The organism is Paenibacillus sp. PDC88 (assembly GCF_900106725.1).
GTDB lineage: Bacteria > Bacillota > Bacilli > Paenibacillales > Paenibacillaceae > Paenibacillus > Paenibacillus shunpengii.
In genome coordinates this window covers 37,572-61,785 of sequence record NZ_FNNT01000004.1, presented here as the reverse complement: position 1 = coordinate 61,785, position 24,214 = coordinate 37,572, and the positions used below count along the sequence as shown (strand labels likewise).

The following is a 24,214-nucleotide window of genomic DNA, read 5'->3' as shown; positions in this document are numbered from 1 at the left end:
AATGGATTACAATAACATGGAGATGAACGTCCTAATATAATTACTTACCGTTCTATGTGTTGAGCATTGCTGAGCTTGGCCTTAACCTCAGCCGCTGTCGGGAGCGCTTCCCAATCACCTACCGCTTGAACCATCAGACTTCCCGTGAGACTGCCGATGCCCGCTGCCTGGACAGGATTCAAGCCTTGCAAAATACCGGATAAAAAGCCTGCACCAAAGCCATCGCCTGCACCAACGGTATCTATAACTTGATCCGCCTTTACGAAGGGAACTTCTTCTACAGAGCCCCGCTGCAGTACATAGATCACCTCCGGACCACCCTTAACAATGGAGACAGCATCCAGCTGTTTTAGTCGATCGAATATTTTATCCGTATTCTCTTCCTCATAGAGCATTTTTAGTTCATCCAGCCCCGGAAGAAAATAATCAGCCTCTTGTGCAAGGGACAGCAGGACAGGTCTAGCCTCTTGAAGTGTCCATAGCTTCAGCCGCAGGTTCGGGTCAAAGCTAACAAGCACACCTGCCTGCTTAGCGATCCGAACGGCTTCAAGAAGCGTCTCTCTGCTGGATTCACTGATTGCTGCAGTAATACCTGTAACATGCAGAATTTTTGCTCGCGAAATGTAGTCAATATCAAGGTCTGAAGGCGTCATCTGGCTTGCAGCCGAAAATTTGCGATAATAATGTACAGATGATTTGCCCGGCACATTTTCTCTGATCATGAGTCCTGTAGGTTCACCTTCAATCAGTAGAGCACGGGAGACATCTACACCTTCGCCGCGAATAGCTTTATATATCATCTGACCCAGCGCATCGTTACCCAGTCTTCCAAACCAGCCTGCACGGTGACCTAGTCTCGCCAGACCAATTGCAACATTGCTCTCAGCGCCGCCAAAGGATTTGGACAATGTGCTCGCATATTCCAGTCCGCGTGTATCCTGTGCCGTAAACAAACCCATACTTTCACCGAACGTTATGACTTCAGGCGAAGAATATTCTGTTTGATTTCCCATACCAATCCCTCCCTCTCTCTTGTACCCTTCCCATTTCCATTTAGGTGCGCATACTTTCAAATTCGTTTACTTATTCCATTGTTATCATCCATGGAACCGTTGTCAATCTACAATTCATATGTTTTTTCCTCAAAATAAAACAGGCAATTACTCGACTTGGCTAAATTTGGTGACATATATCCAAAATTTTGAAATTTTATCCGTTTCATCTATTTTTGCTCGTGGTAAGTACAAGCATATCCTTAACACCATTTTAAGAAAGAGGAGTGATTCATCCATGGCACAATCGCTGAAAGGAAATCGCCCCAAGATGACCCGTGCAGAAGCTGGGCGCCTCGGAGGAGAGGCAACATCCAAAAAGTATGATCGATCCTTCTATCAAAAAATCGGACGTAAAGGCGGCGAGACCACATCAGAAAATCACAGCTCTGACTTTTATCAAGAAATTGGCAGCAAAGGCGGAAAGGCCACTGCTCGCTCTCATGATCGGAGCTTCTATCGAGAAATCGGACGTAAAGGAGGCCTTCGTTAGGTTTATAGCCCCCCACAAATCACCTTAAATTTGTAGAAATATGACGTGATCTGTGATAGACTCATTTAAATTAGATTCTTATTATTAGCTCTTTAAAGCAGCACAGGAACAGGGACTGTTCATCGTGCTAGTCCATATTTGATTCTTGGGGGGAAACAGACATCATGGCACCAAAAAAAATGCGTTCAGACATGATTAAAAAAGGTTTTGACAGAGCGCCGCATCGAAGCTTGCTTCGTGCAGCCGGGGTAAAAGAAGAGGATTTCGGCAAGCCATTTATCGCCGTATGTAACTCATACATCGATATTGTACCAGGTCATGTTCATCTTCAGGAATTCGGAAAGATTGTAAAAGAAGCTATTATTGAAGCTGGCGGGGTTCCATTTGAATTCAACACGATCGGTGTTGATGACGGGATCGCAATGGGACATATCGGTATGCGTTATTCGCTGCCAAGTCGTGATATCATTGCCGACTCCGTTGAAACGGTCGTATCCGCTCACTGGTTTGACGGTATGGTCTGCATTCCGAACTGTGACAAAATTACGCCAGGAATGCTGATGGGTGCTCTTCGTGTAAACATTCCGACCATCTTCGTCAGCGGCGGACCGATGAAAGCGGGCCGTGATAAGAACGGACGGGCTTTGTCGCTTACTTCTGTATTCGAAGGTGTCGGCGCATATCAAGCCGGTAAGATCGATGATCAGAGCCTGCTCGAGCTTGAACAATTCGGCTGTCCGACTTGCGGGTCCTGCTCCGGTATGTTCACAGCGAACTCCATGAACTGTCTTGCTGAAGCACTAGGACTTGCACTGCCAGGCAATGGTACGATTCTGGCTGTTGCGCCTGAGCGCCGTGATTTTGTTCGCAAATCAGCCACTCAGCTGATGGAACTGATCAAGCTGGATCTGAAGCCGCGTGATATCGTAACACCAGAAGCAATTGACAATGCATTTGCCCTGGACATGGCGATGGGCGGTTCCACCAATACTGTGCTTCACACACTAGCTCTTGCTCATGAAGCCGGCATTGAATATCCAATTGAGCGTATCAATGAAGTCGCTAACCGCGTACCGCATTTGTCCAAGCTCGCTCCTGCTTCCGACTATCATATCGAGGATGTGCAGAATGCAGGCGGCGTAAGTGCCGTACTAAACGAGCTGCTCAAGAAGCCAGGCGCACTTCATGCAGAGAACATTACGGTTACCGGGAAAACTTTACGTGAGAACGTAGAGAATTCTCCAATCTTGGACGAGAATGTTATCCACAGACTGGATAATCCGCATTCCGAACGCGGAGGACTTGCCGTTCTTTTCGGTAATTTGGCTCCAGAAGGGTCCATTATCAAGGTTGGTGCCGTAGATCCATCTGTCGGCGGTTATCACAAAGGCCCTGCCATTTGCTTCAACTCTCAAGAAGAAGCTCTTGAAGGCATTGCCAACGGCAAAGTAAAAGAAGGCCATGTTGTCGTTATCCGATACGAAGGACCCAAGGGCGGACCAGGTATGCCAGAAATGCTTGCTCCAACTTCCCAAATCGTCGGTATGGGTCTTGGTGCCAAAGTCGGCTTGATCACGGACGGACGTTTCTCCGGTGCATCCAGAGGAATCAGTATCGGACATATTTCTCCGGAGGCTGCTGAAGGCGGACCGATTGCGTTTGTACACGATGGAGACATCATTGAGCTTGATCTGAATAATCGTAAGATCGAACTGCTTGTCAGTGAGGAAGAGATGGAACGTCGTCGTGCCGAAGAATGGACCGAGTTTGAACCCAAAGTAAAAACAGGCTATTTGGCTCGTTATTCCAAACTCGTTACCAACGCCAGCAACGGCGGTGTCCTGAAAATATAATTGCACATATAAATAAAAGGGATCCAATGCGTAAATGGCATTGGATCCCTTATTCTTTTTCCGATAAATAACCTGTTATGCCACAGGCGGAGTACGCGTTAAATCCGCATTGCCTGCTATAGAAATATCTTCTTCTTCTGAATAGGCAGTTTTAGCTGTGCTTCGTTGGTCAAATACGGATTCTTTTTTAGGCTTCAGTCCGTCACCGAAACGGTCAAATAAAATATCCATCGGCATCACGATCATTTTCGGAGTCATCTGCTGACTGCCTTCTCTTAATCTGCCTTGACCTTCCGGATGTATTACACTCAGCAGTATTTTTAAATACACTGACGTTGATGCTGCAAACAAACCACGCGGGAGATCCAGCACCGAGAATCCAAACTGTTCGGGTCCACGATTGATCATGCTGACCCCGTATAATGCCTTCGCATTAGCCACTTCCGGGTCGAGGGCTGCGATCTTCACGAGATCAGGCAGCTGCTTCTCCATGGTCCGAATCATACGGATTGCGAGATGAACAGAAGTTTTTGAAGAAGTTCCTAACTGATACAGCTTTTTATTATCAAAATGAAGCTCTATGATGTCGTCCCCTTTTTGCAGGGAGTGACCATCCGGCAGCTCAATGGCTTTACCTTGATAAGGACGCACTCGATAATGCAAGAATGGATCTTGAGGCGTTATCGTCTTCAGCTTGGTAATCATATGGAATATCTGCTCCCAACCGAGCCATGCCCGAACCACTAAACGTTTAAAGCTAGACTGAATCTTCATAACTGCCTCCCTTCCCGCTATTTGCTGCTTAGCCGCGTAATGTTGAGATATCATATCATCAATTCGTATACTTTGAATATTTCGGTGACTAGCCTCTGACAGAACCCGATCCAGTGCAATGAGCATTTGAGCCGGTGCATGCCGATCTGCTCCTGGTGTCGTTCCACAATCATGAAGTACCATGACCTCGCCGCCTCGCAGCTTCTTCAGCATCCGCTCTGTCAGCCGATCTGCTCCAAGTCGTTCTCTCCAATCACCGAACATGCCAGACCATAATACAATGCGATGGTGATGCTTCTTGGAGAAATCAAATAAATTGGTAATTCCCCACGGTGGACGGTAATATAGTGCATGGGATCCAGTAATCTTATAAATGATGGAGCCGGTTCTTTCTATCTGCTGACGAACGACTTTGGGTGTCATCAGCCAATTGGTTTGATGTATATAATTGTGGATGCCGATAAGATGACCTTCAGCGTGCATTCTTCTTAACAGCTCGGGATTGCGCTCTGCATGTTCACCCACAACAAAAAAGGTGGCCTTGGCATTATGCTTCTTCAACAGATCAAGCAGCTGCGGCGTGTAGTCGGGATCCGGGCCATCATCGAAAGTTAATGCAAAATCCTTTAGATTCCTTCCGCGTCTGAATACTCGAAATCCGAATAAACGGCTGATCAAACTAGGTATAAATGCATAAAAAGATGTAATGTAAAAGAGCAACAGCAGCAAGTTCTGCATGACGGTATTCCTCACTTTTTTAGACTCGTAACGTGTGGTTGTAAGACGTACATTACAAAATCTTAAAAACAACACTAACTATTATTTTATCATATTGTGAATAAAATGAACCCTTGATTTTAAAATTAACGTATACTTCCTAGATAGGAGAATTACACACTTTATAAAAGGAGTCGTTGTTATAATATGCTTCCTCTTTACAAAAAATATTGGCGAACCGCACTCGATGTCGGATTAATTGCGCTGACCGTATTTCTGATCATGTTTGTTTCAAGCCAGCTGTACCAGATCGCTGCTCCGGTATTTCTATCTTTTCTTGTATTTGTCATTATCGAGCCCTTGGCTAAGTTTCTACATAAAAGAGGCTTAAAAAAAGCCTTGGCGTCAGCCATTTCGGTACTTTTGTTCGTAGCTGTTCTCTTAGGCATCTTCTTCGGACTAGGTGTAATCATTGTATCGTCCATTACTCAATTCCAGGATAATATCCCGGCGTATATGACACTGATCCAGACCCAATTTACTCAGCTGCTCGAAATGTTTCAGACCCAGTGGAATGCACTGCCGGCAACCGTGACTGACCAAATTAATCAGAATTTTGAAAAAGTAACGGCAGCCCTCTCCTCTTGGGGCGCAGGCTTCCTCGGGTACATAGTCGGTATGCTGAGCTCCTTCTCCTCGTTCATCGGAAATTTTGCAGTGGCCATTATACTGGCATTCTTCCTGAGCGTCGAGTTTGATATGTGGAGAATGATTACCAAAAGAAAAGCACCTAATACGCTTAAGCAAGCTTATCTGTTCTTGAAGAATCATGTATTCAAGGCGATTGGAGCTTATCTTAAAGCACAGCTCATTCTCATCTCCATTACTTTTGTGCTTGTATTGATCGGTCTAATCATTCTCGGAACCGGAAACGCCCTTACACTCGCGCTCATCGCAGCTGTACTGGATCTTCTGCCGCTGCTCGGGGTACCTGTTATATTTATTCCGTGGAGCATTTATTTGTTCATCGTGGGTGATGTCGGAACTGCCGTTGGCTTATTAATCGTAATGGGCGTGACTATGCTCGTAAGACAGCTGGCTGAGCCAAAAATATCAGGCAACTCCATCGGGGTAACGTCCGCCTATCTGATGTTATCCTTTATGCTCATCTCGCTCTCGATCTTCGGCATTTCTGGCGTCATTCTCTCACCAATCCTGCTCATTCTGATTAAAGAATTGTGGCAGCAGGGGTATTTGCAGCGCTGGATCCGATTGCCTGAGGATGAATTCCAATCCTCTCCTTTTGCAGTGGATGATCAGAACAACAGCAATTGATATTGAATTCAAAAAAAAGGATAGCAGGCACGCAATAGCATGCCTTACCTATCCTTTTTTCGTACGTGGAACTTATAGTTCCGCTCCTCTTCTAATCCGAAGTACCTGCAAGAACATCCATAACCTGCTGAAAAAGCGCTGTGGCTTTATGTTGGGAATGAACCGACTCATTTTTCACCAGAACGGCTACAGCGTACTTGGGATGATTTACGGGTCCATATCCGATAAACCACTGATTATTCTTCTCCACGCCATTGTGCAGCACTTGAGCCGTCCCGGATTTGCCGGCTAACGGCCAAATGGCCTGCTGCAAACGAATGCCTGTCCCTTCCTCGACAACCTGCTCCATATAGGATCGCAGCTGCTTCGCAGTCGAACTGTGAATTTGAAAGGGAGAAGCTGTGGGCATCCCGGATTGGGTCAAAGACGGGTCTTTAATCTCGGCAAGGAGCTTGCCATCCGCATAATGAATCTCTGATACAATCTTGGGAGAGAGTACCTGACCTTCATGGAGTACCGTAACGATCATATTAGCCGCCTGAAGCGGGGTGATCTTTACATCTCTTTGACCGATTGCCGTCTGGATCCGAATTCCTTCATCGTTCTGCTTCAATATATCTGCCGAATGGAATACTTCTCCTGCGTCCTCGTGATCAAACAGTCTAAAATCCTGCAGGCCCAAGTAATGCTCCCGATGATAGCCTACTTGCTGTCCAAGCCCCAAAGCATGGGCTGCTTGTAGAAGCTGGCTCGAGGTGAGCCTTGAGGCTACCTCTGCAAACGCAACGTTGCAGGACCCGGCAAAAGCCTCTTCGAATGTAATCGTACCATGTCCTTCTTTTTTCCAGCAGGCCAGGCCATACTTGCCATAATGACCTGAGCAATGAAATGTTTCAGTTGAGCTCACAGCCCCTTGCTCCAAAGCTGCGGCTGCAGTGACCAGCTTGAATATAGAACCGGGAACCGCCGCCGTGGTGGCCTGATTGACCGAGCTGCCGTCCTCAAGGTGAATATCCGCTGGATGGTAAAAAGGACGCGATACCATCGCCCTTACCTCGGCATTGTCCGCATCGAGCACAACGACTGCTCCTTCATTCACCTCAGCTTGAGTGGTCAGCTGCTCCAGCTTCTGCTGAAGGGATAAGTCTATCGTTGTTTGAATATGGAGCGGATATTTGGGATTATGCGGTGCGATAAGTCGTGGTCCCATGCCTTCTACCGGCTTCTTGTGACTATCTACCATATTGGAGACAATGGTTGGACCAAGTCCCTTTAGTAAGGGTTCAAGACTTCGCTCTAGACCTGCGGCACCTGTTTTTACATTAAAGGGATCCTTGACTTCGAGCTTTACAACCGGCTTCTCAGCGTCAGGCATTTCAGATAAATAGCCCAGCCACTGCATTCCATTCTCCTTCAAGGCAGAGTATCGATCCATATAGGGCAGAGCCTGAACATCCTCCAGCTGCAACTGCCGAATTGCCTGGATCTGTGCCTGGCTTAACTTCACCGGCTCTCCTGTGGGAGATTTCCAGTATACAGGGGAATGAAGCGCACTCCATTTCTCCCACAACTGGTTTGCGTCTATATTCAATATATGAGCCAATTTTCGATGCTGCTGTTCCTGTTCCCCATTTAACTTATCCTCTAACGGGAATAAGACCGGAACCCATATCAGCTGCCCTGTAATCGGCTTGTGATTCCGATCCATAAATTGTCCCCTGCCTGAATCCAGCACGATTCCCTGCTCACGCTGAAGCACGGACATTTGCAGCATCGTTCGTTCAGAATTCTCTAAGTGATGATTCACCTGAATGAACTGAATATACCCAAGGCGTATAATTATGGCTGCAAATACGATCAGCATCAGGAATAAGGCGTAAAATATTCTTTGTTTTCGAAGCAAATTCATAGCTGCCGCCTGCCTTTGATTCCTTAGTTAGGATTTATACAAGAAACTCAATTACATCCTATTATCTCCCTTTCCGTTATGCTCAAAACCTATCTTTTTATTAAGTTCATCTCCTCAGATATAGAAAAACCTCCGTCCTGTTGGACGGAGGAAAGTAAAATCATTCAGCTTTCATATGAAAAAGATTATATACGGAATGCAGATAATGTACTTTTCAGCTCCTCGGATACGCGTTCCATTTTGTTCGATAGCTCCACGAGCTGGTTGCCGACACTCTGCTGTTCACTACTGAGAGATGCAACCTCCTGCGACGTAGCAGAGGACTGCTCAGCTACAGAGCTTACACTCATCATCGTTTCAGATAATGTAGCTTGGGATTGACTCAGCGCATCGATGGAAGCGGACGTTTCGGTCAGCTTGTTCACGAACATCCCCATCTGTTCTTCTACGGTTTGGAAGATCTCGCCTGTTTCCTTCACAGCTTGTATCTGTTCCTGGAAGAGCGGGTATGCTTCTGACAATGCTGCTACCGTCTCGTTCATTTCATTCATAATTCGATCCGTCATCTCCGCAACCATGTCAATCGATTGCTTCGATTGATCTGCCAATTGCCGCACCTCGCCTGCTACTACCATGAAGCCTCTGCCTGCGGCGCCAGCTCTTGCTGCCTCGATTGTCGCATTAAGCGAGAGTATATTCGTTTGTCTTGCAATATTATGGAGGACATCCAGAATGCCCAGAATAGATGAAGTGCTTGTTTTGAGTGTATCTACTTTTGTAACCAACGCTCGAATCATCTGCTCGCTTTGCTCCGTTTTGCCTAGCAGCTCACCAAGATACTTTGTACCTTCCTGGCTCGCCCCTTCAACCAGTCTAGCGGATTGATCAAGCTCCTCGTTGGTTCCAACCACCTTCTGCATCTGTGTTGAGATCAGCTCCGTCATCTCACTGCCTCTCTCTGCTTCGGATGCCAGGTTCGTAGCCCCACCTGCAATTTGTTCGGTTGCGATCGCTACTTCAGCTGCTGCTGCAGCCGTCTTCTGTGAGGCTGAGCTAAGCTCAGATGCCGTCAGCAGCACATCTTCTGCCGTCTGATTCGTCTGATTCACGAGCTTGGTGATCTGTTCCATCATCAGATTAAAGCTCTCGGAGAGCATCCCTATTTCATCTTTGCTCTTATGTGTTGTACGCACCGTCAGATTGCCCTTCGCTCCTTCGAACATCAGATCCTTCAAATTCACCAGCGGCTTCGCAATCATGCGTACCATCCATATTCCTAGTAAAATAGCGAGCACTAAGGAAACAATCGCGACGATAATCGTTGTAACGAGAATCGACTGTGCATCCTTAACCAGCTCGACCACCGGGATCATCCCAATAATCCTCCAGCCGGATACATCAAGTGTGTTATAGACTGCCAGAACCTCTTCATTCTGACCATTGATGGTATTCCTTGCATCGGTGGAGCCTGCTTCCTCCGTAATTTCGGAATAGAAGGAGAGCTCAGTTTCGCGGCCTGCCCGATCAGGAAGGGTAGAAGCAACCACAATGCCATCCTCTGAAATTGCTTGTGTAACTCCGTTCTCACCCAAATTTATAGTCTTCAGTTCGTCTTCAATAGCACTTGCCTTAATCTCTATTACGATGATATAAGTACCGATACTGGCATTCACATTTTTAAGAGCTCTGGCCATTCGATATGTATGTTCCTGTCCAGATTCTGCAACTGTAGTTGGCAGCCACATGACCCCTCCGGCTTCGAGCAGGGTATTAAACCATTCTTCCTCACGAACACCACTCATGGTTGAAGCTGCCCCGGTGCTGATCACAGGAACCTCTTCATTCTTATGAATGATGGTCATTGAAGCTACTGTTGCATTTGTAAACTGCATATTCGTAAGCGACTCGCCTACCAGGGACGTTGCCTCAAATCTGTCGAAATCGGATATGCCCGTGCTGAGTAATGTCTCTAGATTGCTTTGAATATGGGTATCGAAAAAGATCTGTGTCGATAAATCTACATAACGCTCCATAATCAGATCGAGCTTTTGACCCACTTGATGAATGGCTTCCTGGTTGGCAACAGAGGCCGTTTCTTTGATCGTCGATTTGGCAGTTTGATAAGACAGGGTGCCTAGACCAAACACGACAAGCAGGATAGCAACCATGAAAATAAGAAATAATCGTACACCTACTGAACGCAAAGGATTAAATTTCAATACTTGCTTCCAAGATAAGATCGAAGCCAGTTCAAGTCTCTTTTTCTCCTTTTTTTGGATCTCCTCCTCATGTTTACGCTTTCTTTTTTTCACTGGATTCCACTTCATCTTTTATTCACCCACCGTAAAGAATTATCATAGCTATGTAAACTTTCTAGTATTATCTATTATTTCGACAAGTTTCTTCCAAAACCTTTGCTTTTTTGAGAAATTAACTATAACTTTTTTCCTAGAATACTATTAAAAAAAAGCCCTCGTTTGCCGATATACGAGGGCTTTGGTCCTGAGTCTTATTTACTTCTTCTTGCGCATCATGTCAAAATACGCTACAGGCTGGTCCACTTTCATCTTAATGTATTGCAGCGGATGGCGGGCAGCCTCCAGCTGATTACCTGCTTCATCGAAGATTTCAGTAACCTTCTGCTTAAAGAATGTTCCATTCGGTCCAAAAAATTCGATCTCCATGCCCGGCTTAAAGTAATTCCGCTGCTCGATCGTTGCTACCTGTGTCTGTGGATCATAGTCCATGACAAGTCCGGCAAAATCATACGGTACTGCCTTCTCTTCCGGCTCATAAATATGATCCTCATGATCTGGTGTATCGTAGAAAAATCCAGTGTTCAGCGGACGATTAGCTGCCTTCTGTATTTCCTCCAGCCATTCCGGCTTCAACACATAGTTGTCCGGATCTTCCATGTAGGAATCAATCGCTTGTCGATATACATTAACGACCGTCGCTACATAATGAATGGATTTCATTCGGCCTTCAATCTTGAAAGAGTCAATTCCTACATCAATTAAGTCTGGAATATGCTCTAGCATGCACAAATCCTTGGAGCCCATTGTAAAGGCCTGATCCTCTTGCTCATACAACGGAATCTGATTGACGCCGAGCTCAAAATTTTGAAGCACACGAGCGTTCTGCATATCCTCCTCAGATACCCACACGCCCTCCTCGCGTACATCTTCAAACAGGTCATATTTCCAGCGGCAGGACTGGCAGCAGCCGCCTCGGTTCGAGTCGCGGTCTGTGAAATGATTGGATAGCACACAGCGGCCGGAATAGGACGAGCACATCGCGCCATGAATAAATGCCTCAATCTCAATATCCACATGCTTCTTGATCTCTTGAATTTCCTCGAAGCTTGCTTCACGTCCCAGAACGACACGCGGCAGTCCTTCTTCTTTCCAGAACTTGACTGCCTGCCAGTTTACCGTTGATTGCTGCGTACTAAGATGCACTTCCATACCTGGAGTCACACGCTGAGCGACCTCTATAATGGCCGGGTCTGCAGCGATAATAGCCGCAATGCCTGCCTCGTACAGATTTTTCAGGTAAGCTTCAATCCCATCCACATCTTCATTATGTGCGTATATATTGGTCGCTACAAAGACTTTGGCACCATATTTCTTCGCAAACTCTACACCTTCACGCATTTCTTCAAAGCTGAAATTATCTGCGTTTGAACGAAGGCCGTATTTTTGACCGCCAATATACACTGCATCTGCACCATAATGGATAGCAAACTTCAATTTCTCCAAATTTCCTGCAGGAGCTAGAAGCTCAGGCTTAGCCAACCGGTTACGCTTACCTGAATACTTCCGTTTTGATAATGTTTCCATTCTACCTATTCGCACCTCGAATCAATAAACTTGTTCTTTGTAGAAAAATCCAAACGAAAGCTCACGCTCTGGGTCTTGCAGCTGACGCACTTCATCCAGCCATTCTTCCTTATAGGCATAACCGGACGGATCAGCAGTATAAGCATCTATCGCTGTACGATAAGCACGGACAACCGCCTCATTATATGCCGCACTCTTCAGAAGCCCTTCAATCTTGAAGGAATGTACACCAGCCGCCATTAACAGATGGAGATCCTCCATAATGCAAATATCCTCTGAGCTCATAATATGCGTGCCATTACGATCCTCGTAAATCGGGAATTTCTCTTCCCTGCGCTCTGCTTCAATGAGGAACAAGCCTCTGGCTAAGCCGAGATCTCCCTCAACGGGGCGGCCTTGCTGCTGCATATAGCTCGCTACCAATTGGCGCTTAGAATGATATATGTTCGTCATCCCATGAACTTGAACCTGGGCTTCAACCTCTAGAAGATCTATCATTTCGGTTATCTCATCCATATTTAGTTCTCTTGCAAGGACAACCCGGCTAGCCCCTTTACGTCCCCAATAATTTGCGGTTCTATAGTTGGTAGAGGTCATCTCTGCGTTCCAGTGCAGCTTAAGCTCAGGTGCAAATTCCCGAACAGCGCTTAACACCGAAGGATCATTAAATTCAATTCCCTCCACACCGGCTTCCGCCAGCGCACGTACATACTCTGGAATATCAGACAGCACATCATTATTCATAATGTTGTTCATGGATACGTAGATTTTGGCATCATATGTCTTCGCCAGCCGTACCGCTTCTGCAATCTGATCCAGCATGAAATTTCCCGCAAGGCGCATTCCAAACCGGTCTTCCCCAATAACAACAGCATCCGCTCCTGCCTTCAGCAGGCGCTCTGCTTCCTGTAAATCACTTGCTGTGACGAGCAGTTCATAAGGCCGTGTCAAAGCCATCCCTCCGTTATTCCGCACTTTCATTACTTTTCTCGATATTGTCTAAATGCTCTTCATAGGTCTCAGCAAATAAATGCTCTGAGCTCCCATCCTTCTTGGTAACGTAAAATAAATAATCAGATGGCTCCGGCGCAAGCGCAGCTTCAATCGCACTTAAGCTTGGGCTTGCAATCGGACCGGGCGGCAGTCCTTCATTCCGATAGGTGTTATATGGACTTTCCACTTCAAGATCCTTGTACAAGAGACGCTCCTTCTGCTTATCCAGCAAATATTGAACAGTAGCATCCATTTCAAGCCTCATATCTTGCTCTAGCCGATTATAAATGACTCCCGCAACGAGCGGTCTTTCACGATCGACCACCACTTCACGTTCAATGAGCGAAGCTGCAGTAAGCAGCTGATGAAGATTCAGGTTAACCGCCTTGAGGTCTGCATCCAGTTCAGGAATACCATTCAGTCTATCCTGCATTTCCGTCAGCATGCGACGAATAATATCTTCCGCTGTACTATCCTTCTTCATCTCGTAGGTTTCAGGAAATAAATATCCCTCAAGTGCATATCGGTAATTTGCATTGTCCGGTATAGAAGCCACCAGAGGAATGTCATTAAACAGCTCCTTATCTTGAACTAACTGCATAAAGATCTTACCGTCTGTAATCCCTTCATCCTCCAGCTTCTGCGCTATCTGCTTTAAAGTATAGCCCTCTGGAATTGTAAAACGCAGCATTTCTTCTTTTTGTACATCTCCGCTATTAAGAGCCGTAATCATTTCATCATAATTCATTCCGGGTTGAAAGGCATAAGTGCCTGCTTGAAAGTTCGCACCTTGATCGTTCAGCTTCAAATATGCTTTGAATAATAGAGCGTTTCGAATCAGTCCCTTATCTTCAAGTAAATCGGCGATGCCTGAGGTACCTGTTCCGGGTTCGATCGTGAAGACAACAGGCTCGTCCTTGGAAGCCACCGGCTTCATGGATTGCCATACATACAGTCCTCCCCCTGCTAACACGACAATAAGCAGGATTAGCACGATGAACCGTCTGAAGTATTTTGCTTTCAAAAAAAATTCCACCCCTTCATAACTAAAAAGAGCGGACTTCTCCGCCCTTCCATAATTCAATCCTATTCATACCTACTATGATAACATACAAATCAGGCACCTCGGTAGAGGTGCCTCATTCTAGCCTTCGTCATCTGGTAAAGACCATTCATCATAGAGCTCAGCAATGTTCTCCCACTCTTCATCATCTTCAATCGTGATCAGCTCAGGAATTCCATTCTCATTGTACATAACCCGAAGCAGCTCATAATCATCGAACTTGCTCTTCAAGGCTTGCAGTACAACATATCCTTGACCCAACACTTCGAACTCAGCGAGAAGCTCATAGGGAACCGACTTACCGCTCTCATCTTCCAGTTCAACCTCAGATCCAAATGTTTCTCTTAAGCGAGTTGTAACGACAAGATTCGCTCTTGAAAAAGGATATTCGGTCATCTATACATTCTCCTCGTCTTCTTCAGCCGCAACAAGGGTATTGAAAGTTTCTTCAACGATGGCCCATTCCGCTTCATCCTGAATCGTGAACAGTTTAATATCATCCCCGTCTTCTTCATAACGGAATGCATATACTTCGGACTCATCTTCGTCCTCGTCCGCTTCCACAGGGACAACCATCATGTATTTCGCATCTGAACCATCGACGTCAAAGGTCATGATGACTTCAAACTCCTCATCGTTGCCTTCCTCATCGGTAATATAAATAATCTCGCGATCCTCGTCCATACCCAAACGATTATCCGTCATAGCTTAACGTCCCCCTCACCTTGTACTTTTGGCATCTAAATAATTTTGCAATATTAAGCTTGCGGCCATTTTGTCCACAACCTTCTTACGCTTCTTCCGGCTGACGTCAGCTTCGACGAGCGTTCGTTCTGCCGAAACGGTGCTCAGCCTCTCATCCCACAGGTGAACGGGCAAGTCCAACATCTCCCGCAGCTTCTGTGCAAATTCCATGCAAAGCTCGCCGCGAGGACCTACGGTGCCGTTCATGTTCTTGGGTAAACCAACGACGATCTCACTGACTTCGTTCTCACGAACGAGCTCATGAATTCGTCCAAATTCATCCCCATCCCGGCGCCGCTCTATTACTTCCAATCCCTGGGCAGTCCAGCCGAAGGCATCACTGATCGCGACACCAATTCTTCGGTCGCCATAATCCAAACCCAAAATCTTCATTCAGTTCTCCTATTCTTATCGGTGATTGGCCAGATAAGAACGTACCAGTTCTTCAATCAGTTCGTCGCGTTCTTTTTTGCGGACTAGACTTCTGGCATTGTTGTGACGAGGGATGTAGGCAGGATCTCCGGAGATCAGATAACCTACGATTTGGTTAATCGGATTATATTCTTTCTCCAGTAATGAATCATATACCTTTAGAAGAATCTCTTGTGCAGAGGCTTCTTCCACATCACCCTTGACGTTGAATTTAACTGTCTTATCCATGGAGTCCACTTATGACACCTCGCTCCTGCATAAGGCAAGAGAGTAAACTCTTGCCATGCCGAATTGATTTCTTCTATATCATAACATATTTTGGCGCTTTGCAAATATATCAAAGAAAGTGAGTGTTTTAAACTTTTTGCGGGAAGAGCCGTATCGTTATCCTGCCACGATCTGTTCCGCTACGCGGAGCGCTTCATCCAGCTTCGAAGCATCCTTGCCGCCGGCTTGTGCCATGTCAGGACGTCCGCCTCCACCTCCGCCGCACACACTTGCTACTTCTTTAACTATTTTACCCGCATGCAGGCCTTTTTTCACATGCTCCTGCGGTACAACAACGACAAAATTCACTTTATCCTCGTTTGCCGCTCCAAGAACAAGGACCGTATCCGGCAATTTCACCTTGAGCTCATCAGCCAGTGTACGAAGTGCTTCCATTCCGGACACTTCCACTCGAGTTGCAAGCAGCTTGGTATCCCCATGCTGGACTACTTTATCCGTAAGCTGACCTGCTTCTATCGAGCTGAGCTTCCCTTGAAGAGATTCGTTCTCACGTGTCAGCTCCTTCACTTGCAGATGAAGCGAATCAATACGCTTAGGAACATCGTTAAGATTGGATTTGAGCAGTGCAGCGGATTGTTTCAGCAGATCCAGCTGTCCTTCCAGGTATTCATATGCGCCGCGTCCTGTAAGTGCCTCGATCCGTCTCACACCAGAGCCAATACCGCTTTCGCTTACCAATTTGAAGAGACCAATCTCAGAAGTGTTATTTACATGACAGCCTCCGCACAGCTCGAGGCTGTAGCTGCCCACTTGAACGACGCGCACGATATCTCCATATTTCTCGCCAAACAATGCCATTGCACCCATAGCTTTTGCTTCATCAATAGATTTATATTCAATGACTACATCTAATTGATTCCAGATTTGCTCATTTACTTTACGTTCAATGTCGAGCAGCTCTTCTGGCGTAATGCTTCCGAAATGGGAGAAGTCAAAGCGCAGTCGTGAAGGTTCGACCAAAGAACCTGCTTGATTGACATGCTCACCAAGCACTTCTTTCAATGCCTTGTGAAGCAGGTGAGTTGCGGTATGGTTCTTGACAATCGCATCCCGGCTCGTCTTGTCTACTTCAGCTTTGATCTTATCCCCTACGCGAAGCTCACCAGCTTCAACGTTTACGATATGAACATGCTGTCCAAGCGGTGCTTTCATCAAGCCCTCTACTTTAGCCACAGCAGCTGCTCCGCGAAGAATCCCCTTGTCACTAACTTGGCCGCCGCTCTCCGCATAGAAAGGAGTGATATCAAGTACGACTTGACAAGTATCGCCTTCACCGACTGCATCTACACTCACATCATTGTGAATAAGAGCAACCACCGTTGATTCTGTCACGAGGTCATTATATCCAACAAATTCACTTTTAACCGTCAGATCGGCAATCGCCCCGCCTTGAACTTTCATACTCTCATTCTCATGTCGTGCAGAACGAGCACGATCCCGCTGCTCTTGCATTGCTGCATCAAAGCCTTCACGGTCTACAGTCAGGCCATGCTCTGCTGCATAATCCTCTGTGAGGTCGAATGGGAAGCCATAGGTGTCATATAACTTGAACGCATCTTGTCCACTGATAACAGAACGTCCTTCTGATTTAGCCTGTCCACTGATATCTGCCAGAATGGCAAGACCATCACTCAGTGTTTCATGGAAACGTTCTTCCTCCGTCTTCACCACTTTAGCGATGAATTCTTGCTTGTCGATAACCTCTGGATAGTATACACCCATAACGTCTGCTACTTGCTGTGTCAATTCATACATGAAAGGACGATCTAGACCAAGAACTTTGCCGTAACGCACTGCACGACGCAGCAAACGGCGGATAACATAACCACGACCCTCATTGGAAGGCAGCACCCCGTCACCAACGGCAAACGCAACGGTCCGGATATGGTCAGCAATGACTTTAAGCGCGACATCAATCTCTACGCTGTCATTGTATTTCACTCCAGCAATTTCGGCTGTACGCTGAATCATCGGCTGGAACAGATCTGTATCGAAGTTGGAATCTACATCCTGCAGAATCGAAGTCAAACGCTCCAGACCTGCACCTGTATCGATATTTTTGTTCGGAAGCGGTGTATAGCTGCCATCCTTGTTATGGTTGAACTGGGAGAATACCAGGTTCCATACTTCGAGGTAGCGCTCATTCTCTCCACCTGGGTACAGTTCCGGATCGTTCGCGTCATTGCCGTAAGCTTCGCCGCGATCATAGAAAATTTCAGTACAAGGTCCGCATGGACCTTCGCCGATATCCCAGAAATTATCTTCGAGCTTAATGATGCGCTCAGCCGGCAGGCCGACTTTTTCATTCCACAGCTTATATGCTTCTTCATCCTCTGGGTAAACGGTAACGGACAAGCGTTCGGGATCAAATCCGATCCATTTCTTGTCAGTCAGGAACTCCCATGCCCAAGTAACCGCCTCCTCCTTGAAGTAGTCTCCAATGGAGAAGTTCCCGAGCATTTCGAAAAAGGTATGGTGTCTGCGCGTTTTGCCGACATTCTCGATATCATTGGTACGGATACATTTCTGTGAATTGGCAAGACGCGGATTCTCAGGCTTCACACGTCCGTCAAAGTACTGCTTAAGGGGCGCCATCCCTGCGTTAATCCATAATAAGGATGGGTCGTTATGCGGTACAAGCGATGCGCTGGGTTCGATTTTATGTCCTTTGGATGCAAAAAACTCGATCCATTTGGAACGGATTTCACTAGCCTTCATAGTTCATAACCTCCGGTTTTTAAATGTATATCGATTAGCCGGGAACTGTTGCCCAAAATAGGACGCTCCATAAACGGATTATTTATCCGGTCGTTCTTGCTCCTGATCCAAGGCATGTGCCTAGCCCACGCCTATTAATTCAGTCTCAAATACGAACGCTTCGCTCCTCTTAAACAATTCCGTTTCCTCCGCTTCAATTTGGGCTAATCCCTGCTAAAAAATAAATTGAAAAAAGGTTATTCCCGGTACGGGAGAAAAGCCGCAGGGAATAAAAAAACGCCCCTGATGAGATCAGGGACGAGTTAATCGCGGTACCACCCTGGTTATCGCTGCAGCTCATCTTACGAATGAGAATACAAGCGATCGCCTTGTAGAACCTGATAACGGTAGGTCAACCGGCGGCTTTAACCGCTCTCCGAAATTAGCTTTCCGCCGCTTCATTCCAGGACTCTTACACCCAACAGCTCATCACCTGATCTTATCTGTTCGTTAACAGGAGCTGAAGGAGTCCATTCTCTGAGGGAACACCCTGACGTACTTGATTTCATCATTGAATTTACGATATAAACATACATAATTTATTATATCGTTCCAGAATGTACATGTCAACGCGGCCTTTCGGGAAAGGAAAGAGTTGCTGCCTTATTCGATCGTCTTCCGCTTGATATAGTATATAAAGAAATGCTGAAAGATCACCTTCAGCGCGGCAAATACAGGAACAGCCAGTACCAGACCAATCACTCCCGCCAGTTCTCCTCCAACAAGCAGCGCAAATATGATCGTCAGCGGATGCAGATGAAGCGTTTTGCCAACCACTTGTGGAGACACTACATTGCTCTCTAGTATTTGGCAAAGGGTGTTCACAATAACGACAAACAGCACCATTTTAAAAGAGATCGTAGAGGCCATGACTACCGCCGGAGCAGCACCCAGAAAAGGACCCAGGTAAGGTACAATATTAAACACACATACAACACTCGCCAGAAGCAAGGCATACGGCATGCCAATGATCATATATCCGATGTAAGCAAATATGCCGACAACAATACATACGATAAACTGACCTCTTATATAATTGCCGAGCGCCGTATCAATATCTTTTAAGAGCATGACAATGGATTTTCGCTGCGAACGCGGAAGATAGGAGACGACCGCTTTTTCCATAACATCAAAGTCCTTGAGCATGTAAAAAATCAGAAACGGAACGATAAATATATTGAAAATCGTATTGATCGTTGAGCCAATGTTATCCATAAAAGCGGAGATCCCTGTGGCCAAACGATTCTCCATTTGGTACAGCCATCCATTAATACCTGTCCTAATCCCCGGAGGCATTAAACCGCTGTTCATGTTATTCATTAAGCTCTGTGCATGCATATTGAGCTCAGGCAGGTGCTCATTCAGTTGTTCCAGCTGTTCAACAAACATCGGAATGACATTCATCAGGATAACGACAAGACAGGTGATAAACACAGCATATATAAGCAGCACAGCTATGCTTCTAGGCACTTTGCGGCCTCCGAGCATACTAACGACAGGGTTTAGCACATACGATACAATTAAGGCAACAATGAATGGTGCGAGTATAGCTTTGAAAAAATCGTATATATCAAGGAGCATTGGCCGAAGCAGCCAAATAAAATATAAAATGATAAGGGCAAGTAATATGAGCAATCCGTATCGAAACAGCTTGCTGTTTTTTAAGTGCTCCACATCTGTCTCCTCCTCGGACGGGCTTATCCATGTAAGTATATGTAAGACCATCACAATTTAATCCTGTACTCGTCCAAGAGACATAAAGGTACAACAAAAAAACGCTAACTGTATTCCAACGGCTGAAATACGATTAGCGTTTCTATTTTTTCTGACTATCCCCATCACATGAACCGACAGCTATGTATACTTCTTCTAGAAGTCATGATTAGCGCGTGTTAGACCGTGCATAGAGGAAGTTGTTGGTAATAAGTTATTGTGATATTTGTATGCCAGGATAATCCTGAGGCATCTCATCACCAAAGAATAGATCATCAAGTGAGCTCAGCGTTCCATCCTCTTCCACTTGATACACTGACATCTTATCTCCGTTCACTGTCAGCTCAATAAAGCATCCCCAGCAATAAAATTGGTGTGAACCAATCTTTCCTATATCTTTGGAACTACAATTTGGACATTTCATTAACTTCACCTATCCGTTAGCAGAATATTAAACACTTAATACTGTCATAGCTTGAACTTAAGATCATATACTTGGTTACATATCCGCTCTCTTAATTCATTCTATACAGATGCTGCTCACTTGCAGCAGGAACGATAATGGCATGCTCGCCAAGCGTTATCTCTTCTGCAAGAGGCAGCCATTTCCGGCCTTCCATCAAGTCAGTGACAAACCCGTCACTAATTTCGAGACTTATTATATGATTTCCCAATTCCTGGTCAAAATAAACGTCGGTTACATGTCCGAGCTTCAAGCCTTCCCTTGTAAGCACCGACATATCTCTTAGTTTATGATGACCTTTGGCATAGCTATATTGTATGTCGTCAGCTTCCGTATGCCGGATCGCCTGTTGATTACGAATCATTACTGCATCCTCGCCGTAAGCGACGATGTCTCCCCATTCAATCGTTTTGACCTTGCCCGAAAAAAGGGCTCTACCGTCTAACTCGATTCCACAAATCTTCCAGTCCTCTGTAAGCAAAAAATCAACAATTTTGCCGATTTGTCTGCCGACCGTCATATCATAAACGGCAAGACCTATCATCTCTTGAAGTTTCATGTCTGCTTGGGGGTATCCCTTTCATCTCCTTGAATTAGAATATGAGCAGCACGAGGTGCTGCTATATTCGGCCGATGACAACAGGACGCAAATTCCCTCCTCTGTCCGTATATATAGAAACCCTTAAGCTCTACTACGCAGCCGCTTAATAATGGTTCCAACTTTTTGAGCGGTATATACCAAATCTTTTTTAGTATTACCCAGCCCAAAACTAAATCGAATCGCAGAATCCATAATTTCTTCAGGTAATTGCATCGCTTCAAGCACATGGGAACGCGTGAGTGAGCCTGAGGTGCATGCTGAGCCGCTTGCGCAGGCTACACCTTCTACATCAAGATTCATGAGCATCGTCTCCGTTTTGACAGAAGGGAAACTGACGTTAACGATATGAGGAAGAACCTGTTCAGGATGGCCATTCAACACAAATTCACCTTCTCCAACTTCCTTGCTGAGCTCTTCAAGAAACACGCTTCGCAGTTCAAGATCGTGTGCTGTTCTCTCCTCCATATGAGAAGCTGCCAGTTCCACCGCTGTTGCAAAACCAACAATCCCCGCCATATTTTCCGTACCCGCACGGCGTTTACGCTCCTGAAGTCCTCCGAACGCGATCGGATTCAGCTTCACCTCACGACGCAGATACAGCGCTCCGACACCTTGAGGTCCGTTAATTTTGTGGGCTGAGAAGCTCATCATATCCACAGGCAATGCATGCAGATTTATAGGAACAGAGCCGAGTGCCTGTACTGCATCGACATGAAATAAAACACCGTGCTCCCGTGCAATGCTTCCAATCTCTTCGATGGGCTGAATGGTTCCCACTTCGTTGTTGGCATACATCACGCTAATTAAAATCGTATCTGGTCTTATGGCTGATCTCACATCATCTGTGCTGACAAGTCCATAGGAATCAACCGGAAGATAGGTAACCTCATAGCCCTCTTGTTCCAGCTGTTCAAAAGAATGGAGCACTGCGTGATGCTCAATGGAAGTGGTAATGATATGCTTTCCATTATTTTCATGGGCAGATAAGGCACCAAAAATAGCCAGGTTGTCACTCTCTGTCCCCCCTGACGTAAATATAAGCTCATCCGGAAAAGAGCCCAAAAAAGCCGCGATCTTATCCCGGGCACTGCTTACGGTACGCTTCGCAGCACGCCCGAAGGCGTGCACGCTCGATGCGTTACCGAATTGACCAGTCATTACCTTAAGCATTGCTTCTGCAACTTCAGGATGTACAGGAGTGGATGCGGCATGATCCAAGTAGATATTCATTTTGACTTTCACCCCGCTTAAATATAGAACATGTAGCTGTCTGATTCAGTATCCTCTTTATAGGAGATCAGATCTTGAAGTGTTGTAGAATCCAGTACCTCTGCAATGCTGTTGCGGATACGCATCCACAAGTCACGTTTGGCCGGATCATCTTCCTCTGTAAAATCAACCGGAGAAATCGGTCCTTCCAGCACCCGAATAACATCTCCTGCTGTGATCGTAATGGGCTCGCGCGCCAAAATATATCCGCCATATGCTCCCCGGATACTCTTAACAAGACCTGCATTGCGCAGAGGTGCGATGAGCTGCTCCAGATAATGCTCTGACAGCTGATTTTTCTCTGCAATACTCTTAAGTGAAGTCGGGCCCTCGCCAAATCGCCCAGACAGTTCCATCATAATGGTTAATCCGTAACGTCCTTTAGTAGATATCTTCAAGTGTGTACACCTCATTGTTTAGTAATATTCTAAGGAACCAGTCGTATTTTGTAATTATGAGCTCGTTCGCATCATGAGAAGGTTTATGTCGTGATTTAATTCGGTCTTATGATCAGCATTGCCATATTTCACAGTATTCCGATCATAACCATTAAACAATGGTAACATAAACAGGACGTTTATGGGGAAAAAACAGTGACGATAATATTAAGAATTAGATCGATTCAGTGCTCTATATCGTAATTGTTCGATTTACGTCGTAAGTTAGGGTAGAGTGTGTTAAAATAAAACGCGTATTACAATTTTAGATAGAGATGGTGATGACGATGTCTAACGATAATCAAAACACCCGCGTCATCGTCGGCATGTCGGGAGGCGTAGATTCCTCCGTCACAGCACTGCTGCTCAAACAGCAGGGTTACGACGTCATCGGTATTTTCATGAAAAACTGGGACGACACCGATGAATTCGGTCATTGTACGGCAGAAGATGATGCGGAAGATGTCCGCCGCGTCTGTGAACAGCTGGACATTCCTTACTATACAGTCAACTTCGAGAAGGAATACTTTGATAAAGTATTTTCCTATTTCTTAGATGAATATAAGTCCGGTCGGACTCCTAATCCGGATGTCATGTGTAACCGTGAGATCAAATTCGGCGAATTTCTGAACAAAGCGCTCGACCTTGGGGCCGACTATGTTGCTACAGGACATTATGCACGTCTGATTCAAGAGGACGGAACATACAAACTGCTTCGTGGTGTAGATAATAACAAGGATCAAACTTATTTCCTTAATGCACTGAATCAGGAGCAGCTGTCTAGAGCCATGTTCCCGATCGGTCATTTGCCGAAGCCTGAGGTACGCCGCATTGCGGAAGAAGCCGGTCTCTACACGGCCAAGAAGAAAGACAGCACAGGTGTATGCTTCATCGGTGAACGCAATTTCAAAGAATTCCTCTCTGGCTATCTGCCTGCCAAATCCGGCGATATGGTCGATATCGAGAGCGGAGAAATAAAGGGCCGTCACGATGGGCTCATGTATTATACGCTCGGCCAGCGTCAAGGTCTTGGCATCGGCGGCTCCGGCAATGGACAGCCTTGGTTTGTAGCAGATAAGGATTTAGAGAAGAATATTCTCTATGTTGTCCAAGGCGACAAGCATCCGAGCATGTACTCTACCGGACTTATTGCCACAGGAGTAAACTGGATAGCGGGCAATGATCACGTACCGAGTGCTCCTTATCACTGTACTGCCAAGTTTAGATATCGTCAGCCGGATCAAGGCGTGACTCTAACCTGGCGTGAAGATGGCACGGTACATGTTCAGTTTGATCAAGAGCAAAAAGCAATAACGCCAGGACAAGCTGTCGTATTTTATGACGGTGATGTGTGTCTCGGCGGCGGTACAATAGATATCGTTGAAAAGGTTACTGCGGGTTCACCTGCTTAAGCGTGATTCATACACATAAGCAGATGAGTAAAGCCATTCCTCATGTATTACCATGAAGAATGGCTTT

At 45.9% G+C, this 24,214-nt stretch carries 21 protein-coding genes; 4 read left to right on the top strand and 17 right to left on the bottom strand.

What is annotated here, in order from left to right; all coding sequences use genetic code 11:
* Positions 1-44: 44 nt before the first annotated feature.
* Positions 45-1,013, bottom strand: coding sequence for a sugar kinase (locus tag BLW49_RS13620; RefSeq protein WP_090725139.1), 969 nt, complete (start codon positions 1,011-1,013; stop codon positions 45-47).
* Between the two features lie 277 nt (positions 1,014-1,290).
* Here BLW49_RS13620 and BLW49_RS13615 point away from each other — a divergent pair, with 277 nt between their 5' ends.
* Both BLW49_RS13615 and ilvD read left to right on the top strand, forming a co-directional pair.
* Positions 1,291-1,545 (top strand): KGG domain-containing protein, encoded by a 255-nt coding sequence (locus BLW49_RS13615; RefSeq protein WP_076313455.1) that lies wholly within the window; start codon positions 1,291-1,293, stop codon positions 1,543-1,545.
* A 164-nt stretch (positions 1,546-1,709) separates the two neighbouring features.
* Positions 1,710-3,398, top strand: a complete 1,689-nt coding sequence (gene ilvD, locus BLW49_RS13610; protein ID WP_076313456.1) for a dihydroxy-acid dehydratase — start codon at positions 1,710-1,712, stop codon at positions 3,396-3,398.
* Between the two features lie 75 nt (positions 3,399-3,473).
* Here the strand turns inward: ilvD and BLW49_RS13605 are convergent, their stop codons facing one another.
* Complete coding sequence (locus BLW49_RS13605; protein WP_076313457.1) at positions 3,474-4,910, bottom strand: polysaccharide deacetylase family protein; 1,437 nt, start codon at positions 4,908-4,910, stop codon at positions 3,474-3,476.
* Positions 4,911-5,096: 186 nt separating this feature from the next.
* Between BLW49_RS13605 and ytvI the strand changes: the two genes are divergently transcribed.
* Positions 5,097-6,224, top strand: a complete 1,128-nt coding sequence (ytvI, locus tag BLW49_RS13600) for a sporulation integral membrane protein YtvI (RefSeq protein WP_076313458.1) — start codon at positions 5,097-5,099, stop codon at positions 6,222-6,224.
* 91 nt (positions 6,225-6,315) lie between these two features.
* Here ytvI and BLW49_RS13595 read toward each other — a convergent pair whose 3' ends face one another.
* From BLW49_RS13595 to cymR, 15 genes are all read right to left on the bottom strand, one after another.
* Positions 6,316-8,133, bottom strand: a complete 1,818-nt coding sequence (locus BLW49_RS13595; RefSeq protein ID WP_090725137.1) for a peptidoglycan D,D-transpeptidase FtsI family protein — start codon at positions 8,131-8,133, stop codon at positions 6,316-6,318.
* 185 nt (positions 8,134-8,318) lie between these two features.
* A complete protein-coding gene (locus BLW49_RS13590; RefSeq protein ID WP_090725135.1) occupies positions 8,319-10,460 on the bottom strand; it encodes a methyl-accepting chemotaxis protein in 2,142 nt (713 codons plus the stop codon).
* A 186-nt stretch (positions 10,461-10,646) separates the two neighbouring features.
* Positions 10,647-11,975 carry a peptidase U32 family protein gene (locus BLW49_RS13585; RefSeq protein WP_076313461.1) on the bottom strand — a complete coding sequence of 443 codons (1,329 nt, stop codon included), beginning with the start codon at positions 11,973-11,975 and terminating at the stop codon, positions 10,647-10,649.
* 21 nt (positions 11,976-11,996) lie between these two features.
* Positions 11,997-12,932, bottom strand: a complete 936-nt coding sequence (locus BLW49_RS13580) for a peptidase U32 family protein (protein ID WP_090725134.1) — start codon at positions 12,930-12,932, stop codon at positions 11,997-11,999.
* Between the two features lie 7 nt (positions 12,933-12,939).
* Entirely contained in the window at positions 12,940-13,992 is a 1,053-nt protein-coding gene (gene mltG, locus BLW49_RS13575; protein ID WP_083655907.1) for an endolytic transglycosylase MltG, read from the bottom strand.
* A 120-nt stretch (positions 13,993-14,112) separates the two neighbouring features.
* On the bottom strand, positions 14,113-14,427 hold the full coding sequence (locus tag BLW49_RS13570) for a DUF1292 domain-containing protein (RefSeq protein WP_047913293.1): 315 nt from the start codon (positions 14,425-14,427) through the stop codon (positions 14,113-14,115).
* A complete protein-coding gene (locus tag BLW49_RS13565) occupies positions 14,428-14,736 on the bottom strand; it encodes a DUF1292 domain-containing protein (protein ID WP_076313463.1) in 309 nt (102 codons plus the stop codon). It lies immediately after the preceding gene.
* Positions 14,737-14,751: 15 nt separating this feature from the next.
* Positions 14,752-15,168 (bottom strand): Holliday junction resolvase RuvX, encoded by a 417-nt coding sequence (ruvX, locus tag BLW49_RS13560; protein WP_047913295.1) that lies wholly within the window; start codon positions 15,166-15,168, stop codon positions 14,752-14,754.
* A 15-nt stretch (positions 15,169-15,183) separates the two neighbouring features.
* On the bottom strand, positions 15,184-15,444 hold the full coding sequence (locus tag BLW49_RS13555; RefSeq protein ID WP_047913296.1) for an IreB family regulatory phosphoprotein: 261 nt from the start codon (positions 15,442-15,444) through the stop codon (positions 15,184-15,186).
* Between the two features lie 147 nt (positions 15,445-15,591).
* Entirely contained in the window at positions 15,592-18,213 is a 2,622-nt protein-coding gene (gene alaS, locus BLW49_RS13550) for an alanine--tRNA ligase (protein ID WP_076313464.1), read from the bottom strand.
* Between the two features lie 642 nt (positions 18,214-18,855).
* Entirely contained in the window at positions 18,856-19,926 is a 1,071-nt protein-coding gene (locus BLW49_RS13545) for an AI-2E family transporter (protein WP_076313465.1), read from the bottom strand.
* A 253-nt stretch (positions 19,927-20,179) separates the two neighbouring features.
* Positions 20,180-20,389: a hypothetical protein gene (locus BLW49_RS13540; protein WP_076313466.1), complete on the bottom strand. Its 210-nt coding sequence runs from the start codon at positions 20,387-20,389 to the stop codon at positions 20,180-20,182.
* 91 nt (positions 20,390-20,480) lie between these two features.
* Positions 20,481-20,987, bottom strand: coding sequence for a PRC-barrel domain-containing protein (locus BLW49_RS13535; protein ID WP_076313467.1), 507 nt, complete (start codon positions 20,985-20,987; stop codon positions 20,481-20,483).
* Between the two features lie 123 nt (positions 20,988-21,110).
* A complete protein-coding gene (locus BLW49_RS13530; protein WP_090725132.1) occupies positions 21,111-22,259 on the bottom strand; it encodes a cysteine desulfurase family protein in 1,149 nt (382 codons plus the stop codon).
* Positions 22,260-22,276: 17 nt separating this feature from the next.
* Entirely contained in the window at positions 22,277-22,696 is a 420-nt protein-coding gene (cymR, locus tag BLW49_RS13525) for a cysteine metabolism transcriptional regulator CymR (protein ID WP_047913302.1), read from the bottom strand.
* A 320-nt stretch (positions 22,697-23,016) separates the two neighbouring features.
* On the opposite strand from cymR, the gene mnmA reads away from it, so the two are divergent.
* Positions 23,017-24,147 (top strand): tRNA 2-thiouridine(34) synthase MnmA, encoded by a 1,131-nt coding sequence (gene mnmA, locus BLW49_RS13520; protein ID WP_090725131.1) that lies wholly within the window; start codon positions 23,017-23,019, stop codon positions 24,145-24,147.
* Positions 24,148-24,214: the final 67 nt, after the last annotated feature.